We start from the raw sequence: 17450 nt of genomic DNA, 5'->3' as shown, positions 1-17450 counted from the left end.
TACTACTTTAGGAACCCTATATCAGGGGACTTTTTCAACAGAATCGGCCAATTGCGGACGGATGGTTTTTCTGACGAACGTCAGTTGATTGTTCTAAAGCCGCCAGCCGTAAGCCCAAAAATGTGCGACTGCCTATAGGTTGTGCCGAGGTATGCGAGGCGCAACGATCGCGAACGGTGCGCCTGACGGCAGCACCCTATATTCTGCGCACGTTATGGCCTTAAAAGATTTCTGAAGACTTCGTACCTCACTGGTAGTTTTGTTGCCTCCACAAAGCGTTTTAAAATTTCCCGCCCCGGAAGATTTGTTCGCCATGTTCCGTCTGCAAAGCATTCCTCAAAATCAGCACGCATTTTTTGCTCCAGCTCTTTTAGCGCCTGCTCAGAAAGCTCCTCTTCCGCTGGTGTTAGTTCATCGTTTAGAGTCAAAGAATTAACCGTTTCGGAAATAATTTTGCTGTCGAGCAAGTAGTTTTCGATGTGATAAACATCCCAAGACATTCTGGTTATCGCATCAGCACCTCCCGGTCTTTCATCACTATCTTTGTCTGTTAATGCGTAAAACTTCGTTGGGAGGTCACCATTTTTGTAGGCCCGCTCGAGAATTTCATGCAAGGCGTTGACACGAGTCTTATTGGTGCCAGATAAGAGGTTAATGCCTCGTAACTCATTCCTAAATAGTGAGGCGACAATTGTTTTATCGAAGTCCGAGTCTCCGCCTCCTTCAAATATTATGGCTTTTCCTCCTGGTCGATATGCTGCCAAGTCTCCAACGAGGTCCGCAACAACGATCTCAAGATCGGCACTCACAGTGAGAGGTCTGAGCTGGGAAGTCTCAGGGTTTTGGGAGCCGCAAGGAATCATATGAAAAACATTGAACCCAGGCTTTCCAACAGCCTCACGGATTAACGCATCCGAGTGAGTTACAAGCCATAATTGGTTCTGCAAAGCCTCACCCAAATGCTTACGGTAGAACTCAGGGAGACCACGAATCAATCGTGGGTTTAGATGTAGTTCTGGCTCATCAAGGAGAATAATCGAGTCTCTCGGCGCTGAGCTTCTAATTCTCAAATAGCCATATAAGATTTCTTTTTCACCTGAGCTTAATTCATCTAGGTCATGCTCTGTTCCGTTTGGCGTGATTACAGGAAAGGAAAGACTGCCGTCAGGTGTCGGCTGCGGGCCTAAGAATTTCTTTTCAGGAAAGAACGACTCAAATAATTCTTTCAAAGTTTCTGAGAGGGAACCATTCGTCGAATCTATTGATCCGACTGACTTTTCTGCTAGTAGCTCCTTGACAAAGTTTCCAGCCATTTCGCTCTTAACGTTGGCGTATTTATTGTTGTAGTTATAAAGGGTATGTTGGCTATACTGCTGATTGGCCTGATCCAGACTTAGGTTGATGCCCTGCACATTTTCTCGACCGTAGTGTCTTTGAGCTCCGTGAAAGTCGATTACGCCAATCTCCCTTGGCTTGTAATTTGTAAATATGACAGTTAGAAGACGTGAGTCCGATATTTGGATGTGCCCATTCGGATTGATGATTATTTTCCCAATAATTTTCTCTGATGCGAGCTCGATGCGAAGTGATGGCAGTTCAGCTTGCACCCTTGAACTAACTTCAGGCTGTCTTTCGCGAAATTGATGTGCAAATAGCGCTTTCTGGTATCCTCCCCACTGAAACGCTTCAGGGAGAAGCATTTGCCAAATGGCCTCTTCTAGCAAGGCTTCAGCATTATTTGTTATATACGACTTCTCTGCGTCACGAAGTTTGAATATGCATTCAATTACAGCTGGTTTCGAGGAGTCATTGAAAAGACCTTTGAGATTCTTTGAGCCTCCGTGCAGTTGAATGGCGAACTCTCCGAAAAATTGTTGCCACTCATTTTGCTGATACCCTCCGTATGTACTCTTTAATAGCCTGATTGCATCAAAGAGGCATGATTTTCCTGAACCATTTTGGCCAGCAATAATTATGGTATCGCCAAGAGATGTTGCCTCAAGCTTCTGAATACCGCGAAAGTTTTCTATCGATACACTGTCTATCTTCATGATTTCCCTGTTTTGCCTAACAAGCTATTAACTGTTTATTTCCCAAGAGTAATCTTTTACACGCTATTTTTTTATTTGCTGAGCTGAGAATCTTTCCGTTTGTATATCACTGGGACAGTTAGTTACGGCCGATAATGATCTGATAGCGGACATTGAATCAGATTAGGCGATAGACCGCAAAGGGTCGATTGTGCATTTCCATACACCCAAAAGCCACCATTCATTACTTACCTAGTCGTATCGGAACCGGTGGCGGTACTCGTTGTTATGTGCTTCGAGCAAAGCAATCAGTCTTGCGTTTTCAGCTTGAAGATCGGATAAAAGCGCATTACTAGTCATCAATGTCTATTCGGATAACAATATTGCCATATCTTCGCCAACACCCCAGCCGACATTCGAGCCTTGCTTTGCAACTTGCTCGAGTCTGTGAACCGCCCCGGAAATCTCGGAGGCCTTAGGTTGTGAGTCATGCCGCTTTAGCAGACTCGGATAACTGTTGATAATAGATGGCCTCGGCTTCGGCAGGTGGGATATTACCAATAGGCCCCAGCAAACGTCGATGATTAAACCAATCGACCCAGGTTAGCGTGGCGAGCTCGACGGCTTCGCGGTTTTTCCAGGATTGCTTGTGAATCAGCTCGGCTTTATACAAACCATTGATAGTTTCGGCCAAGGCATTGTCATAAGAGTCGCCCACGCTGCCGACTGAAGCCTCAACGCCTGCCTCGGCCAATCGCTCGCTATAGCGGATCGAGACGTACTGTACGCCCCGATCACTATGGTGAATCAAGCCACCATCCCGCGCGGGTTGCCGGCCATTTAAAGCTTGTTCCAGTGCATCCAATACAAAACCCGTTTGCGCGGAAGACGACACTTTCCAGCCAACGATATAACGGGCAAACACGTCGATCACGAAGGCGACGTAGATAAAGCCTTGCCAGGTTTTGACATAGGTGAAGTCCGCCACCCACAAGGTATTCGGCCGCTCGGCTCTGAACTGCCGATTAACGCGATCCAAGGGGCAAGCCGCGTCGGCATCGCTGATCGTGGTCTTGATGGTTTTGCCACGCCTGACGCCTTTTAGCCCCAGACTGTGCATCAGGCGTTCCACGGTACAACGGGCCACGGCTAAGCCTTCACGCTGTAACTGAATCCAGACTTTACGAGCGCCATAGTTTTGGAAGCTTTCCTCCCAGACACGGCGAATCTGTTGACTCAACGCCTTGTCCTGCTTGGCTCGGGTAGAACGTAACTCGGGATTGGCTTTGCGCGCCGCATGCAGGTAATACGTCGACGGGGCAATCGGCAATACCTTGCAGATTGGCTCGACCCCATAGACGACGCGATGATCGTCAATGAACGCTTTCATCGTTTGGACGGGCGGTCGAGCTCCGCCTGTGCAAAATACGCCGACGCCTTACGCAGAATCTCGTTGGCCTGGCGTAACTCACGGACTTCGCGCTCCAACGCCTTGATCCGCTCCGATTCGCTGCTAGTCAGGTCCTTCGGCTTTACGGGGGCTGATTGCGACAACCTCAGCCAACGACGTAAGGTCTCAGCCGTACAGCCAAACTTGGCCGAAATCGATTGAATTGCTGCCCATTCCGACGGGTATTCATCTTGATGCTCCCGCACCATGCGAATCGCTCGTTCTCGAATTTCCGATGAATAATGCTTGGTAGTTTTCTCTTTCATTGCTCCATTCTCTCAAAGGTTGGAGCCTCCGAGAAAACCGGGGCGGTTCACTGTGTATAAAAGCTGGGCGTTTGGCTTCCGGCAAGGCCATGACATATTTCAATGCTTGTTCGAACATACGCACTAAGGCATCAAAATAGCCTTCATCGTCCATGCCGCAGTAACCCAGGAATACAAACACTTCCTCGCAATAAAAAACCGATAGTTCAGCCAGTCCTTCGGGTTGACCGAGCGCCTTTTTGTAATCGGTTATCGCTTTCTTCGCTTTGGCCACTGAAATAGGTTGATTGCGCATGACATCCGGGCAAATCCAGCGGGAAATCGTGTCTTTATAGGGTTTAAGAATATCCTCGCCCAACCCGAATCGTGCATGCAGAAACGTTTGATTATCTTTATTGGCTGCGTATAGATCCTGTATCAGCCCGATCAGACCAACTCGATCGACGTCAGCCAATTTGGATTTAACGTCGCCCCAGGATGCTTTGGATTTTTTCTGTTTGCTAGTGATTTGCTGTCGGTTGTTTTCTTTTAGTTCGTTTTTGCAATTACCCTAAGTTATATCATCAGCATTCAGCGCTAACCATCACAGTCAGATAGACTTGACACAGAATGGGGCTATTTTTCCCGAACGGGAACTTCGATACTTGTCTACCGTAAATTCTAAATTAATTTTCCCGTTCGGGAAATTAAACTTGCATATTGGTTGTTTTCGCCTAATAATTTCCCGAACGGGAAAAATCTGATGATCAACATTCACTCTACCCAACAACTTGGCCAAGCGCTGCGCGCCGCCCGCAAACAGCTCGAATTAACTCAATCCGAATTGGCGTTGGCGGCAGGTGTTGGCGTTCGCTTTATCGTCGACCTCGAAGCCGGCAAGCCGACCGTGCGCCTGGAAACGGTGATGCGCGTTATTGAAGCACTGGGTGGGCAGGTCATGCTCGATGGCCTGCCGGATATAAGCGAAGCACCATGAGTTATTTGCTTGCTGTCTATTTATTTGATCGTCGAGTGGGGGATTTGGCTCTGGTGGAAGGCAGACTGCAATTTTGCTACAGCGCCGACTGGCTGCAACAAGCCGACGCCGTCCCTCTGTCCTGTTCATTACCGTTGCAAGTAGAGGTTTTCAATGATCTGCAGGCGAGGCCGTTTTTTGCCGGCCTGTTACCGGAAGGCAAATTACGCCAACTGATCGCACGCCTGTTTCAGGTCTCGAAGCAGAACGACTTTGCCTTGCTCGATCATATTGGCGGTGAATGCGCCGGCGCCGTTTCGCTTTTGCCGCCAGACCGATTTCCCACTGTATCTGAACCAGCGAACGAGATAGACTGGCTATCCGACTCTGACGTACTGGCCTTACTCGATGAATTGCCGCAGCGGCCGATGCTGGCTGGTCAGGATGGTTTGCGCTTATCGTTGGCGGGCGCTCAGGATAAATTACCGGTGGTGTTTGATGGTCAACGAATCGGTCTGCCCCGCAATGGCACGCCCAGTAGTCATATTCTTAAACCGGCCATCTCAGCCGTTGAAGACAGTGTGATCAACGAAGGTTTCTGTCTGTCACTGGCAGATGCGATGCAATTCCAGGCCGCACAGTCGAGGATTTGTGCCGTTCGCGATCGTTCATTTCTGCTGGTTGAGCGATATGACAGAACTCAAGCTGCAAATGGCCAACGCGTGCGACTGCATCAGGAGGATTTCTGCCAAGCACTTGGCGTGGTACCGGAACTGAAATACCAGAACGAGGGTGGACCGGGTTTGGAACAGTGCTTTGACTTGGTCCGCCGCGTGACCCGACCGAGTGCGCCACAGGTACTACGTCTGCTGGATGCGGTCATTTTCAATGCCTTGATCGGCAACCACGACGCCCATGCCAAGAACTTTTCTATCTTGTATGCCGACAAGGGCGCAGTTCTGGCGCCGCTCTACGACGTATTGTCGACCGCCGTTTATCCCAGCCTGACGTCCAAGATGGCGATGCAGTTGGGCGGCAAATACAAATTCAGCGAAGTACAGGCAAGACACTGGGATCACTTTGCCCAAGCGGCGGGATTGTCGGTGGCACAAACCCGAAAACGTATCCTCGGCTTGTGCCAACGGCTACCAGTCGTCGCTCGCAGGTTGCAGACATCGGCGAATAAAGAATTCGCCGGAAACTCGGTGATTGAACAAATCGTACAGCTGATCGAGCAACGCGCGGCGCTGACAGTCAGGCGGTTCGCCGGGTTTGATTAAACTCCAAAGCTCTTGGATACGCGACACAGACTATAGCAAGGCCGGTGACTGTCACTTATTGAAATGCTTGGGGTGATCTAATTGATATTTGGAAAAATAGGATAGCTCGCTTTCCTCTGGTGATGCAGAGGGCAGATGAGAATAGAGCTTGTTGACCACATTTTTGAACCACAGTGGTCTGTAGATTAAGACAAATATCAGGATTGAGTCGGTGACCGGGACAGGGAGTATTTCCAAGCAGCCGATAGTGACTAAAACCAGAAACCACTTGAGGCGCCATAGCAGCGGCGGATTTCTGCGTTTAAAGTGAAATATTTTCTTCATGTTCAACCAGTTTTACCGAGGCGTTATTCAAAGGGAACGTGGCAATCATTAGGCATAAAAAAAGGACCAGGTGTAAACCAAAGTCCTTAATTTTTATGGTGCCTCAGACCGGAATCGAACCGGTACGACCTTTCGGTCGCGAGATTTTAAGTCTCGTGCGTCTACCTATTTCGCCACCGAGGCCTTCTTACTGATGAAGTGCGAAGGCCGCGAATTCTATAGCATTGATTAAATTTGTCAATTGAAAAATGGCAAATTAATGTCGGTTTATCCGTTCGCGATGGCAAATCCTAATAGGCCTTAAACCGCTTGTTTGATTCTGAGTAAGGCATTTTCCAGATTGGTCATGCTGGTGGCAATAGAGATTCTAATGTGGCCAGGGCAGCCGAATGCTGAGCCTGGCACTAGGGCCACGCCGGCTTTTTCGATTAAGAATTCGGCAAATTCCAGATCGTCGTTGATACCGTCCAGTCTGCTCAGCAGTTTTTCCACATTGGGGAACACGTAAAAGGTGCCGTCGGTGGGCAAGCATTCAATACCATCAATACTGTTCAGTTCGGCGACCACATAATCGTGACGCTTTTTAAATTCCACCATCATCGTGTCTATGCAGCCTTGATCACCATTCAGGGCTTCTTCGGCGGCTACTTGCGAGATCGATGTAGGGTTGGAGGTGCTTTGCGACTGTATGATACACATCGCTTCGATCAAGGGCGCAGGCCCTGCTGCATAGCCGATCCGCCAACCGGTCATGGAATAAGCTTTGGATACACCGTTTAAGACGATGGTGCGGTCGTAAAATTCTGGGTGAGCGTTAAGGATGTTGACGAATTCGCCTTTGTTCCAGAGGATCAACTCGTACATGTCGTCGGTAGCGATCAACACCTCGGGAAAATCCAATAATACGTCGCCCAGGGCTTTTAATTCATCCAGGCTGTAGGCCGCGCCAGTTGGGTTGGATGGACTGTTGATCACCAATAAGCGGGTCTTGGGGGTAATGGCAGCGCGCAGTTGTGCAGGAGTGATTTTAAAATTTTGCGCTTGACCGGCTTCTATTATCACGGGGACGCCATCCGCCAGCAGCACCATATCCGGGTAGGATACCCAGTATGGGGCAGGGATGATCACTTCGTCGCCGGGGTTCAGTAGTGCCTGTGCCAGATTGAAAAAACTTTGTTTGCCGCCGCAGGACACCAGGATTTGGTTGGCTTGGTAATCCAGGCCATTGTCGCGTTTGAACTTGGCGATAACGGCTTTTTTTAAGCCGGCGGTACCGTCTACTGCGGTGTATTTGGTAAAACCTGAGTTAATGGCTTTAATAGCGGCGGCTTTAATATGGTCCGGCGTATCAAAGTCCGGCTCGCCGGCACCCAGACCGATAATATCTTTGCCGGCAGCACGCATCGCGGCGGCGCGGGCGGTAATAGCCAGGGTAGGGGACGGTTTGACCGCTTTTACGCGGTTAGACAGGGTAATGCTCATGATGCCTCGGTCGAAATTCACTCAAATGGTTTGCATTATACGGCATAACGCTAAAAGCGCCTTATTCCTGAAACAATCTGCCGGCTTTTAAATCGGCAAAAACCTCAATTCGAAAATTTTAAGCGTCGATCTTCCGCGTAGGCCGCCAGCTCGTTCAGTATCGCTTGATTTGCATTGGGCTCCTCCCGCATCAGCGCAATTTTGGCAGTGAACTGTTCCAGCGTCAGCCCCCCGGTCGCCAGTGTACCGTTTAATTTGTCGCGACAATATTGTTGCCAGAGTTGGGCGTCTTCCTCAGATAAGGTATGCGGATAATTCCGGGCACGATAGCGAAACAGCATTTCCGGCAAACGGACATCATCGAAATCGGCAGCAAAGTCTGATAGTTTCTCGGGTTTTGCTTGCCTGATTCGCGTCATCATAGCTTTGTCGCTGTTGCTGAAAAATCCGCCGCTGTAAATCATCAAATCAGGATCGTTAGGTGAATCTTGATATTGACGGTTAAATACTTGCGACAGCTTTTCCGCTAAAGGTGGCGCAGTCTGAATCCGCTGCAAATTTGCTTCGCATCTGCCTAAATCCAGTTGCAACCGTTCGGCATCGGCTGGGCGTATCACCGACAAAGGCGCCAATACCGGGGCTTTGTTGATATGTACGGTTTTTAAGGGGATTCTGGCAACGCCTTCCGGCAGCGCGTCGCTGGCAACAAATAGCCGCTGCTGAATTTCTTCTGCACTTAATTCAAGCAAGGGGGCCGGATCGACCGAAAGGTCGTAAACGATGATTTCGTTGTTATTGCTTGGATGCTGCGCCAACGGCAGAATCACCGCCAAGCTATTATTCCGGGCCGAAAACCGACCGGAGACATGAACTAACGGCTTAAAGCTGCCGAGCTGTAATAGGTTTAGCGCAGCGTTTTTATATCGATTGATCAATAAGTAGTTGAATAGTTTTGGCTGCCGCTCATTGATTAATTTGGCCATTGCGATGGTCGCATAGACGTCCGATAACGCATCGTGCGCGGCTTCATGAACAATACCATTGGCTTTGGTGAGTTCTTCCAATTTAAAGCTGGCGACGCCGTCGGCATTGACCGGCCACTCGATACCTTCCGGCCTTAAGGCTTTGGCGGCCCGGACTACGTCGATAATGTCCCAGCGCGAGTTACCGTTTTGCCACTCGCGCGCATAGGGGTCGTAAAAATTACGGTAGAGCAGGGTTCGGGTGACTTCGTCGTCGAATCTGATACTGTTATAACCCACGCCGCAAGTGCCGGGCTCTGCGAGCTGCTGGTTAATCAAGGCGGCAAACTCCGCTTCGCAGACGCCTCTTTCCGCCGCCAATTGCGGGGTGATACCGGTAATCAGGCAGGCCTCTGGGTGTGGCAAGTAATCGTCGGCTGGTTGGCAGTAGGCCATGACGGGCTGGCCGACGATATTAAACTCGGCATCGGTACGGATACCGGCAAATTGACAAGGCCTGTCGCGTTGCGGATCGATGCCGAAGGTTTCGTAATCGTGCCAAAAAAAAGTTGCTGTAGTCATTAAATACGCGAGGATAGGCGGACAGAGTCGGGAAAATTTCCGCAAACATGCTTTTGCGAATACTTGCGGACAGATTTTATTTTATAATCGCCCGCTCCATTTTATGTGTCCATCATAGGAAAGTGTTATGAAAAAAACCTCGCTACTCGTTTCAACCGTTTTATTTTTGTTCGCCGGTTTAGCCAATGCGCATGGTCCGGTCAGAGCAAAAATGACTGCCACCATCACTGTCGATGCGCCAGCGGCAAAAGTGTGGGATTTGATCAAGAACTACGACGATATGTCTTGGCATCCAGGCATTAAAAGCGTGAAAGGCGACGGTACCAATAATAAAGGCGCTATCCGCGTTTTGACTTTGGCGAACGGCACTATCACCGAAGAGTTAAAAGCCTATGACGCCGCGAAATTTTCATACAAATATAAAATCACCGACATGAGCTCCACCGGCACCATCAAACATGCCGGCCAAGATGAACCGCTGCCTGTATTACCAGTCGGCAACTACGCAGCGGAGTTGTCCGTGAACGATAAAGGCGGTAAAGCCGAAATCGAATGGGTAGCTACTTACTACCGCGCTTATGTAAACAACAATCCACCAGCGGAATTGAACGAAGAAACTGCCGATAAAGCGGTTAGCAACGTTCTGAAAACCGGTCTGGAAGCGATTGCCAAAAAAGTAGGCTCAGGTTCCGCGACGGTTGAGATCGACATTAAACGCTAAGTTGTTGTTTCCGGTTCTCGGTAATTCGCGCCGAGAACCCTCGCTTCCCCTGCCTGTTATTCTCATCATGTGCATCAGATATTCGTTTTTGGTTTTTTCACTGCTGGCTGTATTCCTATCTAGCGCTAGCGCCGATTCGCGTGCCTTTATTACGAATCAGCTAGATAACTCGGTATCGGTAATCGATACAAAAAGCCAACAAGTAATAGAAACGATCAAAGTAGAGGGTAAGCCTGCCGGCGTTGCGCTGAATCAAGCGAAGAACCAAGTGTACATCAGCACCCCGGAAGGCGGCGGTTTTGCGGTTTTAGATGGCGAGAAACTAACTACTTTGACCAAGGTTAAGGTCGGAGGGGCGTCGCTGGGGATCACTGCGGATAGAAAGGGCGAGCTGGTATTTGTCGCCGATTGGTATGAAAACTCGGTGACGGTTTTCGATACCAAAAATTTTGCGAAGATCAAAACCATTACCGTCGGCAAATCGCCGTCTGGCATGACGGTCAGTCCGGACAATCGCTGGCTGTATGTCGCCAATCGCATCGACGATTCCATTTCGCAAGTCGATTTGAGTAAACTGACTATCCGCAATACCACCAAGGTTGGCGCGCATCCATTCGGCATTGCTGTGGACAGTCAAGGAAAACGACTGTACTCCGCTAACGTGGAAAGCGATAACGTGACCGTTTTGGACGCCCGTAGCATGAAGCGTCTAGCAACCATCAAGGTCGGCGCCAGACCGTATGCAGTTTCATTGGCATTGAACGACAGTCTATTGTTTGTTACGAACCAGGACGATAGCACGGTATCGGTAGTCGATACCGCCACATTGAAGCAGATTGAGGTCATCGCTGTGGGCGATAAGCCGGAAGGTATCAGCACGCATCCTGACGATCAAAAGGTCTACGTTGCCAACTGGTTTGACAACAACGTGTCCGTCATCGACGCAAAAACCCTGAAAGTGGTAAATACCATTAAAACAGGGGAGGGCAGCCGCGCTTTTGGCGAGTTCATCGCGCGCTAGGCGATTCGCCATTTTGATGGCCGCGCTTGTATGGTAGACTGCGCGCCGTTGCTAACCTCATTGAGAAATATATGGCTGAAACCGTTGAAGATTTAACCATTAGTTACGAAGACGGCGGCGTTGAAACTGTCAAGGAACTGGACAAAAAAATCCTGAGTAAGGGCGCGTGGGCCACGGTCATTTACCGTTATCAGGATTGGGAACCGGCTAAGAATCAATATAGCCAGGATAGATTTAGTATTCGCCGCTATCAAAAGCGCAACGGCGAATATCAACAAAAATCCAAATTTAATATTTCCAGCGAAAAACAAGCTCAAGAGTTAATCGACGCGCTACAAGGTTGGTTGGCGGAAGGCCAATAAACAAGCTTAGCTTGGCGAGGCCTAAACCGCCTCGCTACACTAATCCACCCATTCGTAAATCTCGGTCAGGGTCGGATCGCATTTGCAACAGCTGGTACCGCATGAAGAGCCAACTGGGCTTAATCGCACTTTGCCTTTGTTGATCCACTTGCCCAGCATGCCGCGCAAGGCATCGGCATCCATATGAAAATGCAAAACCAGATCGCTCAAGGTGGCCCGGCGTTTCTCCTGCAAATAGCTGCGTAAGTCGGACAGTATCATTGCGGGACTCCACTAGTTTGGCGCACGCCGTAAAATCTCAGCAGGAATAGTACCCCGGCAAAGATAAGCGTTAGTGCCAATATCCAGCCAATTGCCGAATTGGGGTGCTGGGCATAAGTCATGCCTTGGTAGAAGAGGGTGGCAGTCAGGTAAGCCACAAACGTAGTCCAGCACACCACGAATAAAGCCCAACTGCCGTTGGTTTCTTTATATATCGCCGCAGTGGCGGCTACGCACGGCGCATACAGCAAAATGAACAACAAATAGGCAAAGGCGCCGATTTGGCCGTCGAAATGCGCTTGCATGACGCCGAAGGTATCGAGTTTGACTTGCTGCTGTTCCGCTGCCGCAGCCTGGTCTGAGATATTAGCGATGCCCAACCCCAATGGGTCGAGCAGCTTGTCGGCAATGGCCGTCAGGTTGTCCGGTACCGTTTGGCAAGCCTCTAACAAGGCTTGGGTTAAATCAAAACTTTTCTCTTCTTCTGCATGATCAGATACAGCCATTTGACTGTACAACGCGTCCAGTGTACCGACTACCGCTTCCTTGGCCAGCACACCGGTAAAAATGCCGACAGTTGCAGGCCAGTTATCGTGAGCGATACCCATGGGCTGAAATACCGGCGTCAACGCACGGCCAATTTCGCTTAGTACCGATTTATCGCTATTTTCCTGGCCGAAACTGCCGTCGGTACCCAAAGAATTCAACACATTCAACACCAGTACCATAGGCACGATGACTTTGCCGGCGTTGAATATAAAGGTTTTTAAGCGTTCCCAAGTTTTGGTGTATACGCCTTGCAAAGTGGGTAAATGATAGGCGGGCAGCTCCATCAAAAAAGGCGTAGGGTTGCCGCGTAACAAGGTGTGGCGCATGATTAAACCGGTCAACACCGCCACTACAATGCCGAATAAGTACAAACCAAACACCAGATTCTGGCCGCCAACCGGGAAAAAGGCAGCGGCGAACAAGGCATAAACCGGCAGACGGGCGCCGCAAGACATGAACGGATTCATTAAATTGGTCAATACCCGGTCACGCTGATTATCCAGGGTTCGGGTCGCGATAATGGCGGGCACATTGCAGCCAAAACCGACGATCATAGGCACGAACGATTTGCCGGGCAGGCCGATGATGCACATGAACCGGTCCATCACAAAGGCGGCTCTGGACATGTAACCGGAGTCTTCCAGCATCGATAAAAAGATGAACAAAAAGCCGACGATGGGAATAAAAGTAGACACCACTTGAATGCCGCCGCCGATCCCGCTGCTGATTAACACAACCAGCCAAGCAGGCCAATTCATGCCAGTTAATAATTCGCTCAATCCGTCAACCAGCAAGGCGCCGACCGCTTTGTCGAAAAAGTCAACGAAAGCGCTGCCAATGTTGATGGTGAACATGAACATGGCGTACATCACCAACAAAAAGATGGGGATACCCAGGAAGCGGTTTAGAACAACGCTATCAATCTTGTCGGTGGTGCTTCGGGAAACTTCGTTGAGCTTACAGACGCTGGCTTGTACCAGCTGGTTTACCAATCCATAACGAGCGTCGGCAGCTAGGATGTCAATTTCATCTTGGGTTTCGACTTCGATGTCGGCACGCAATTGTTCAGCAACTTTTTGTAGTGCAGTACCAGCAAGTTGCTTTGCTAAAGTGTCGTTTTCGAGCAAACGCAGCGCAAGCCAGCGACTGTCGCAAACTAATTCTATGGATTGTTGCGAGAATTGCGGTTGCAATTGGCTTACCGCAGTTTCTATGGCCGGATTGTAATTGACTTGCAATGCGGGAATGGGCTTGCTGATGCAGGCTTTGTTGATAACGTCGCGTAATTCCTTAATACCGGCACCAGTTGCCGCGGTAACCGGCACTACCGGGCAAGCCATTTGTTTGGCGAGCAGTTCGATGTCGATCTTGATGCCGCGTTTTTTTACCGCATCCATCATGTTCAGGACCAATATCATCGGTACCCGCATTTCTATCAGCTGCGAGGTCAGGTAAAGATTTCGCTCTATATTGGAGGCATCAACAATATTAATGATTAAATCGGCTTGGCGGGAAGCCACGTAATCGCGGGCTACTTTTTCGTCTAGGGAGATGCTGTCGTCATCGGCCTCTAAAGAATAAGTGCCGGGTAGATCGACCAGACTTATATGCTTGCCTTGGTGCGTGTATTCGCCTGTTTTTTGTTCAACAGTCACGCCAGGCCAATTGCCGACATGCTGTTTGGAGCCGGTCAATGCATTGAACAGTGTGGTTTTTCCGCAATTTGGGTTACCAACCACGCCAACAGTAAAATCCATACTCATACTTTTTCTATAAGTAAGACCGACGCCTCGTTTTTACGCAGCGACAATGAAAAACCGCGAATTTTGATTTCAACCGGATCGCCCATCGGTGCAAAACGAGTAATGGTGAATTCGGTGCCAGGTGTTAGACCCATAGCCAACAACTTCTTGCGATAAACGCCACCCGATTGATCGAATCCAACTATACGGCCTGTATCGCCAGTCGCCAGCGTTTTAAGATATGTCGACATGCAAGCTAATTAATAATTGTTCTCATTAAGTTGCAATATAGCACATGATCCCAAAGGTACGACAGTATTAGTTTAAGGAATAGTTATAGAGAGCGCAAAATTCGCATAATGTATATTATGTCAAATTATACCTGGCATCCTTGTTGCGCTCTTTCGCTAATCGTTCATTTTCATAAACTTGTATCTGCTGGATATTGAGGGTTGATGAAACATTTCTGAATTGGTCAGACACAAGCTCTGGTTGCCTTATTCTGGAATGGGCCAGCAACGACGACGGTGCCGAACAGTACGGCGACATTCCGACCAAGGAAGCCTTGGCGGCGGTGGTATTGCTACGCGAGCACTTTCCACGACTGAAAATTCGCTTCGCACGTGCGCGGCTACAAGGAAAAAGGCAGTATTAACACCCCGCTGGAACTGGCGATTCAAAACGAAAATGACCGCTTTAGCCTGGCAATCGATGCGATAGATCGCATCCCGGCCTTGCAAGTGTCCGGCGCGCACGTCAAAGAAAAGCTGCGCGACCGGCAAATCGACTGCCGCAATTATGTCTACGAACAAGGCATAGACCGCTCGGAACACGATCAATGGCACTGGCTGCATTAAAGTTGACGATAAATAGCACGGTACAACTGCCGCATGCGCCGAATATGCGCGTCAGCTAACGGTTTGTCGCCGTAACGGGCCGCTTCGAACAAACCGGTAAATTCCGCGGCGCTGCGCCGCGCATCGCGATGCCTACGGCTGATTTGCGTCAGATATTCGCGGGTATTGGCGGTGTCGGCGCGAGGCACGTCGTGCAACGCAAACAAGCGCGACATCGCCCGGTAATACTGGCGGGCGGCGGTTTCGCCGCCGGCATGGTGGCCGATCACGCCCAAACGCAGGTAATCCCATTGGCTTATCAGCCAAATCACCCACGGAATTTCCCGCAACAAAGCCCCGAAAGCCAGCAAAATCGCCAGCAGAATTACAGCCAGTAATCCCAATATCGTCGCCAGCCAATGCTCGCGCAACCATTGTTTTAGCCATTCCCACCAATCGAAAAACACCGCAACGGCGGGTACCAAAGCCTGTTGTGCCGATTCGCTAAGGTCGGCAATGCGGTTGATCGCCGCCGCTTGCCAGACCGGCATATGAACTCGCTTAGCGGCGGCACGCATGTCCGCCGGGCTCGGCCAACGGCTGCTGCCCCCCTCGCCTCCACCCGACGCTTGTTGTTGCTCGCCACCCGCTTTTTCGGCTGGCTGACCGGAATCGGTTTGGCCGCCGCTGCCGGCTTGTTCGATATCGCCGCCGGGATTTTGCAAGCTGACCTGGCCGAAACGCCACTCCAGATAAGGCCAGTTGATTTGTGGCGTGATCAGATAAAGCCCGCCACCGATGAGCACGATGGCGGCGGTGGCCGCCAAAATGGCCGCGCCCTGCCCTTGGCTGCCGGGCCGGCCCAGACTCGACCGCTGCAAGTCCGCGTCGCGCCGCTGGACTTGCTCGGCAACCAGACAAAACACCACCGTCACAATATAAGGGGCCAGATAAAACAACATAGTCCAGTCGGCGCGGTAATGCGAGGCGGCGAACAACACGATCGCCAACGACACCAACAGACCAAGATTCATCTCGCGCCGGCCGGCGGTGACGCAATTGTAGGAAGCCTGCAACATCGCCAACAGATACAAACCGGCGCGCGGCATCCCCCAAATCGGCATAAATACCAATACGAACAGTAAAAAACCGATAAACAACACCGCCTTTTGCCACACCTTAGCCGCTCCCGAAAGCCAGTGGCTTTGCCGCCAACCGACAATGGACGTACCACCAAAGACGATAGCCCAGAACAGCATTTCCCGCGCAAAGCTGCCGTATTGGATATCCAAAAACGCATTGCAGGCGACGGCCAGCCATTGTGCTAGAAACAATCCTACATAGACTGGAAAACTCAGCGTCGATGCGGTCATCGGTTAAACAGCTCGGTTAAGTTGTCGCCTCGCCTTACCGTGACGCAATGCGCGCTCAATTCCAACAAACCGGCGCTCAATGTCCGGTTGCCGTTGTCGCGACGGGACACACTGGCGGCGTTTAGGAAACTGTCACGTTCAAAAAATACCGCGAACAAATACACGCCCTTGGCCCGCAGCAAAGCCAGCGCCTGCAGGGTTTCGGCATTGCGGTGTGGCGGCTCCGCCAATAACAGCAATACCGTTTCGCCGCGGATGCAATTCAACGCAATCTCGGTCAGCAATTTGGCATACGGCGTGTTGCCGTCTGCCTCTGCGACTGCCAGTGCGTCAAGAATGGTTTGATAATGAAAATCGCCCTTACCGGACAGAATCCGCAACGGCTGCGCGGCATTAGCCAACACGCGGCTGTGCATGTTCTGGCCACAGGCATAAGCCGCCACGGAGGCGGCAATGCGTATCGCGTATTCCAGGGTGCTGTGCTTGCCGCGGCCGATATTGGCATCCTTGGCTAAATCCAAGGCGATGCAGATGCAGGCTGACGCCAGGGGTTCGAACTCCTTGACCATCAACTCATTCACGCGTGCCGTGGTCGGCCAATGAATATGCCGAGGATTGTCGCCCCGCCGGTATTCGCGCAGGCCGGAAAACTCAGCAGCACCGGCGCCCTCCGGCAAACAATAACCACCTCGGTGAATCTGGCTGGGCGCGCCGAACAGCGGCAGCGATAGGATAGGAAATACCATCGGGTAAATGGTCAGGGTTTGCAGGGAACGATCAGCGCGGCTGCGCGACTCCGCCAAGCCCAACGGAAAGCTGGACGCCAAGCCCATCGGCCCCAGTTTATAAAAACCGCGCTTTTCGCACAGCAAGGGGACGTCGAAACTACGCACGCCGCGGCCCGGCACGTAAGCGACGCTGCCCAGCAATTTGTCACCGTCGTTGGCGCCTTGTTCTGCGGCACCGACGAACGGTAAGTGGTCGACCAACTCCACCATGAAGCGCGGCAGCCAGCCGCGATTTTGTACGTCGACCCGAAACACAATGGTTTCGCCTTCCAGCGCCCGTTGCGGCCCGATCCGCCGCACCGACAAGCGTTGAAGCAACCAACGCGGCCAGAGCATGCCGGTCAATAAGGCGGCGCTGAGCAATGCGGCGATCAGCCATGGCAGACTCTGCTCGCGGCTGATCGCTGCCAAATACGCGGCCAGCGTAAAGCCGCACAAGATTAAAAATTTCAGCCTCAGCGCCATT

At 50.8% G+C, this 17450-nt stretch carries 15 protein-coding genes, 1 tRNA gene, 1 pseudogene and 1 other annotated feature; of the genes and pseudogenes, 6 read left to right on the top strand and 11 right to left on the bottom strand.

Going from position 1 to position 17450, the window contains the following annotated elements:
- Positions 1 to 212 precede the first annotated feature (212 nt).
- The 3 genes from ACR64Q_RS10295 to ACR64Q_RS10285 all read right to left on the bottom strand — a co-directional run bounded on the left by ACR64Q_RS10295 (position 213) and on the right by ACR64Q_RS10285 (position 4200).
- Positions 213 to 2051, bottom strand: a complete 1839-nt coding sequence (locus tag ACR64Q_RS10295; RefSeq protein WP_313734580.1) for an AAA family ATPase — start codon at positions 2049 to 2051, stop codon at positions 213 to 215.
- A gap of 466 nt (positions 2052 to 2517) precedes the next feature.
- Positions 2518 to 3746, bottom strand: a protein-coding gene (locus tag ACR64Q_RS10290) for an IS3 family transposase (RefSeq protein ID WP_313732336.1) whose coding sequence is annotated in 2 segments (ribosomal slippage) — positions 2518 to 3455 and positions 3455 to 3746 — 1230 coding nt in all. Because the reading frame shifts where the segments join, the coding sequence is not laid out codon by codon here.
- Positions 3346 to 3462, bottom strand: a sequence feature (AL1L pseudoknot). Its footprint overlaps the gene before it by 117 nt.
- Positions 3667 to 4200 carry a hypothetical protein gene (locus ACR64Q_RS10285; protein ID WP_313734579.1) on the bottom strand — a complete coding sequence of 178 codons (534 nt, stop codon included), beginning with the start codon at positions 4198 to 4200 and terminating at the stop codon, positions 3667 to 3669. The genes ACR64Q_RS10290 and ACR64Q_RS10285 overlap by 80 nt, the downstream gene beginning before the upstream one ends.
- Before the next feature lie 288 nt (positions 4201 to 4488).
- Here ACR64Q_RS10285 and ACR64Q_RS10280 point away from each other — a divergent pair, with 288 nt between their 5' ends.
- Positions 4489 to 4722: a helix-turn-helix transcriptional regulator gene (locus ACR64Q_RS10280; protein WP_020481210.1), complete on the top strand. Its 234-nt coding sequence runs from the start codon at positions 4489 to 4491 to the stop codon at positions 4720 to 4722.
- Positions 4719 to 5981: a type II toxin-antitoxin system HipA family toxin gene (locus tag ACR64Q_RS10275; protein ID WP_313734578.1), complete on the top strand. Its 1263-nt coding sequence runs from the start codon at positions 4719 to 4721 to the stop codon at positions 5979 to 5981. The genes ACR64Q_RS10280 and ACR64Q_RS10275 overlap by 4 nt, the downstream gene beginning before the upstream one ends.
- A gap of 420 nt (positions 5982 to 6401) precedes the next feature.
- On the opposite strand, the gene ACR64Q_RS10270 is transcribed toward ACR64Q_RS10275, so the two are convergent.
- The 3 genes from ACR64Q_RS10270 to sbcB all read right to left on the bottom strand — a co-directional run bounded on the left by ACR64Q_RS10270 (position 6402) and on the right by sbcB (position 9331).
- Positions 6402 to 6488: transfer RNA gene (locus tag ACR64Q_RS10270), tRNA-Leu, on the bottom strand.
- A gap of 117 nt (positions 6489 to 6605) precedes the next feature.
- Positions 6606 to 7787 carry a pyridoxal phosphate-dependent aminotransferase gene (locus tag ACR64Q_RS10265; protein WP_020481208.1) on the bottom strand — a complete coding sequence of 394 codons (1182 nt, stop codon included), beginning with the start codon at positions 7785 to 7787 and terminating at the stop codon, positions 6606 to 6608.
- A 104-nt stretch (positions 7788 to 7891) separates the two neighbouring features.
- A complete protein-coding gene (gene sbcB, locus ACR64Q_RS10260; RefSeq protein ID WP_313734576.1) occupies positions 7892 to 9331 on the bottom strand; it encodes an exodeoxyribonuclease I in 1440 nt (479 codons plus the stop codon).
- Positions 9332 to 9458: 127 nt separating this feature from the next.
- Between sbcB and ACR64Q_RS10255 the strand changes: the two genes are divergently transcribed.
- The 3 genes from ACR64Q_RS10255 to ACR64Q_RS10245 all read left to right on the top strand — a co-directional run bounded on the left by ACR64Q_RS10255 (position 9459) and on the right by ACR64Q_RS10245 (position 11435).
- On the top strand, positions 9459 to 10052 hold the full coding sequence (locus tag ACR64Q_RS10255; protein WP_026600750.1) for an SRPBCC family protein: 594 nt from the start codon (positions 9459 to 9461) through the stop codon (positions 10050 to 10052).
- Positions 10053 to 10140: 88 nt separating this feature from the next.
- Positions 10141 to 11073, top strand: coding sequence for a YVTN family beta-propeller repeat protein (locus ACR64Q_RS10250; protein WP_483823321.1), 933 nt, complete (start codon positions 10141 to 10143; stop codon positions 11071 to 11073).
- Positions 11074 to 11144: 71 nt separating this feature from the next.
- A complete protein-coding gene (locus ACR64Q_RS10245) occupies positions 11145 to 11435 on the top strand; it encodes a hypothetical protein (RefSeq protein ID WP_020481204.1) in 291 nt (96 codons plus the stop codon).
- A gap of 39 nt (positions 11436 to 11474) precedes the next feature.
- On the opposite strand, the gene ACR64Q_RS10240 is transcribed toward ACR64Q_RS10245, so the two are convergent.
- Genes ACR64Q_RS10240 through ACR64Q_RS10230 form a run of 3 tightly spaced genes read right to left on the bottom strand, consistent with a single transcriptional unit; the run spans position 11475 to position 14238 of the window.
- Complete coding sequence (locus tag ACR64Q_RS10240) at positions 11475 to 11696, bottom strand: FeoC-like transcriptional regulator (RefSeq protein ID WP_020481203.1); 222 nt, start codon at positions 11694 to 11696, stop codon at positions 11475 to 11477.
- The gene (gene feoB / locus ACR64Q_RS10235; protein WP_313734574.1) at positions 11693 to 14008 is read right to left on the bottom strand and encodes a Fe(2+) transporter permease subunit FeoB; all 2316 of its coding nucleotides are present in this window, start codon (positions 14006 to 14008) and stop codon (positions 11693 to 11695) included. The genes ACR64Q_RS10240 and feoB overlap by 4 nt, the downstream gene beginning before the upstream one ends.
- On the bottom strand, positions 14005 to 14238 hold the full coding sequence (locus ACR64Q_RS10230) for a FeoA family protein (RefSeq protein WP_020481201.1): 234 nt from the start codon (positions 14236 to 14238) through the stop codon (positions 14005 to 14007). The genes feoB and ACR64Q_RS10230 overlap by 4 nt, the downstream gene beginning before the upstream one ends.
- Before the next feature lie 233 nt (positions 14239 to 14471).
- Here ACR64Q_RS10230 and ACR64Q_RS10225 point away from each other — a divergent pair.
- Positions 14472 to 14844: pseudogene (locus tag ACR64Q_RS10225) on the top strand (phosphoketolase family protein); the annotation flags it as partial.
- On the opposite strand, the gene ACR64Q_RS10220 reads toward ACR64Q_RS10225, so the two are convergent.
- The gene (locus ACR64Q_RS10220) at positions 14841 to 16196 is read right to left on the bottom strand and encodes a DUF4129 domain-containing protein (RefSeq protein WP_313734573.1); all 1356 of its coding nucleotides are present in this window, start codon (positions 16194 to 16196) and stop codon (positions 14841 to 14843) included. The pseudogene ACR64Q_RS10225 and the gene ACR64Q_RS10220 overlap by 4 nt on opposite strands.
- Complete coding sequence (locus ACR64Q_RS10215) at positions 16193 to 17449, bottom strand: DUF58 domain-containing protein (RefSeq protein ID WP_313734572.1); 1257 nt, start codon at positions 17447 to 17449, stop codon at positions 16193 to 16195. The genes ACR64Q_RS10220 and ACR64Q_RS10215 overlap by 4 nt, the downstream gene beginning before the upstream one ends.
- Between the last annotated feature and the right edge of the window lies 1 nt (position 17450).

The organism is Methylomonas sp. 2F7 (genome assembly GCF_057126975.1).
Note: the sequence above shows the minus strand (reverse complement) of the source record. Positions and strands in the feature narration are given on the sequence as shown.

Coding starts and splice junctions, on each gene's coding strand:
- ACR64Q_RS10295 (WP_313734580.1), bottom strand. CDS start 2,051: ATGAAGATAGACAGTGTATCGATAGAAAACTTTCGCGGTATTCAGAAG.
- ACR64Q_RS10230 (WP_020481201.1), bottom strand. CDS start 14,238: ATGTCGACATATCTTAAAACGCTGGCGACTGGCGATACAGGCCGTATA.
- sbcB (WP_313734576.1), bottom strand. CDS start 9,331: ATGACTACAGCAACTTTTTTTTGGCACGATTACGAAACCTTCGGCATC.
- ACR64Q_RS10265 (WP_020481208.1), bottom strand. CDS start 7,787: ATGAGCATTACCCTGTCTAACCGCGTAAAAGCGGTCAAACCGTCCCCT.
- ACR64Q_RS10215 (WP_313734572.1), bottom strand. CDS start 17,449: ATGGCGCTGAGGCTGAAATTTTTAATCTTGTGCGGCTTTACGCTGGCC.
- ACR64Q_RS10240 (WP_020481203.1), bottom strand. CDS start 11,696: ATGATACTGTCCGACTTACGCAGCTATTTGCAGGAGAAACGCCGGGCC.
- ACR64Q_RS10275 (WP_313734578.1), top strand. CDS start 4,719: ATGAGTTATTTGCTTGCTGTCTATTTATTTGATCGTCGAGTGGGGGAT.
- ACR64Q_RS10280 (WP_020481210.1), top strand. CDS start 4,489: ATGATCAACATTCACTCTACCCAACAACTTGGCCAAGCGCTGCGCGCC.
- ACR64Q_RS10255 (WP_026600750.1), top strand. CDS start 9,459: ATGAAAAAAACCTCGCTACTCGTTTCAACCGTTTTATTTTTGTTCGCC.
- ACR64Q_RS10220 (WP_313734573.1), bottom strand. CDS start 16,196: ATGACCGCATCGACGCTGAGTTTTCCAGTCTATGTAGGATTGTTTCTA.
- ACR64Q_RS10245 (WP_020481204.1), top strand. CDS start 11,145: ATGGCTGAAACCGTTGAAGATTTAACCATTAGTTACGAAGACGGCGGC.
- feoB (WP_313734574.1), bottom strand. CDS start 14,008: ATGAGTATGGATTTTACTGTTGGCGTGGTTGGTAACCCAAATTGCGGA.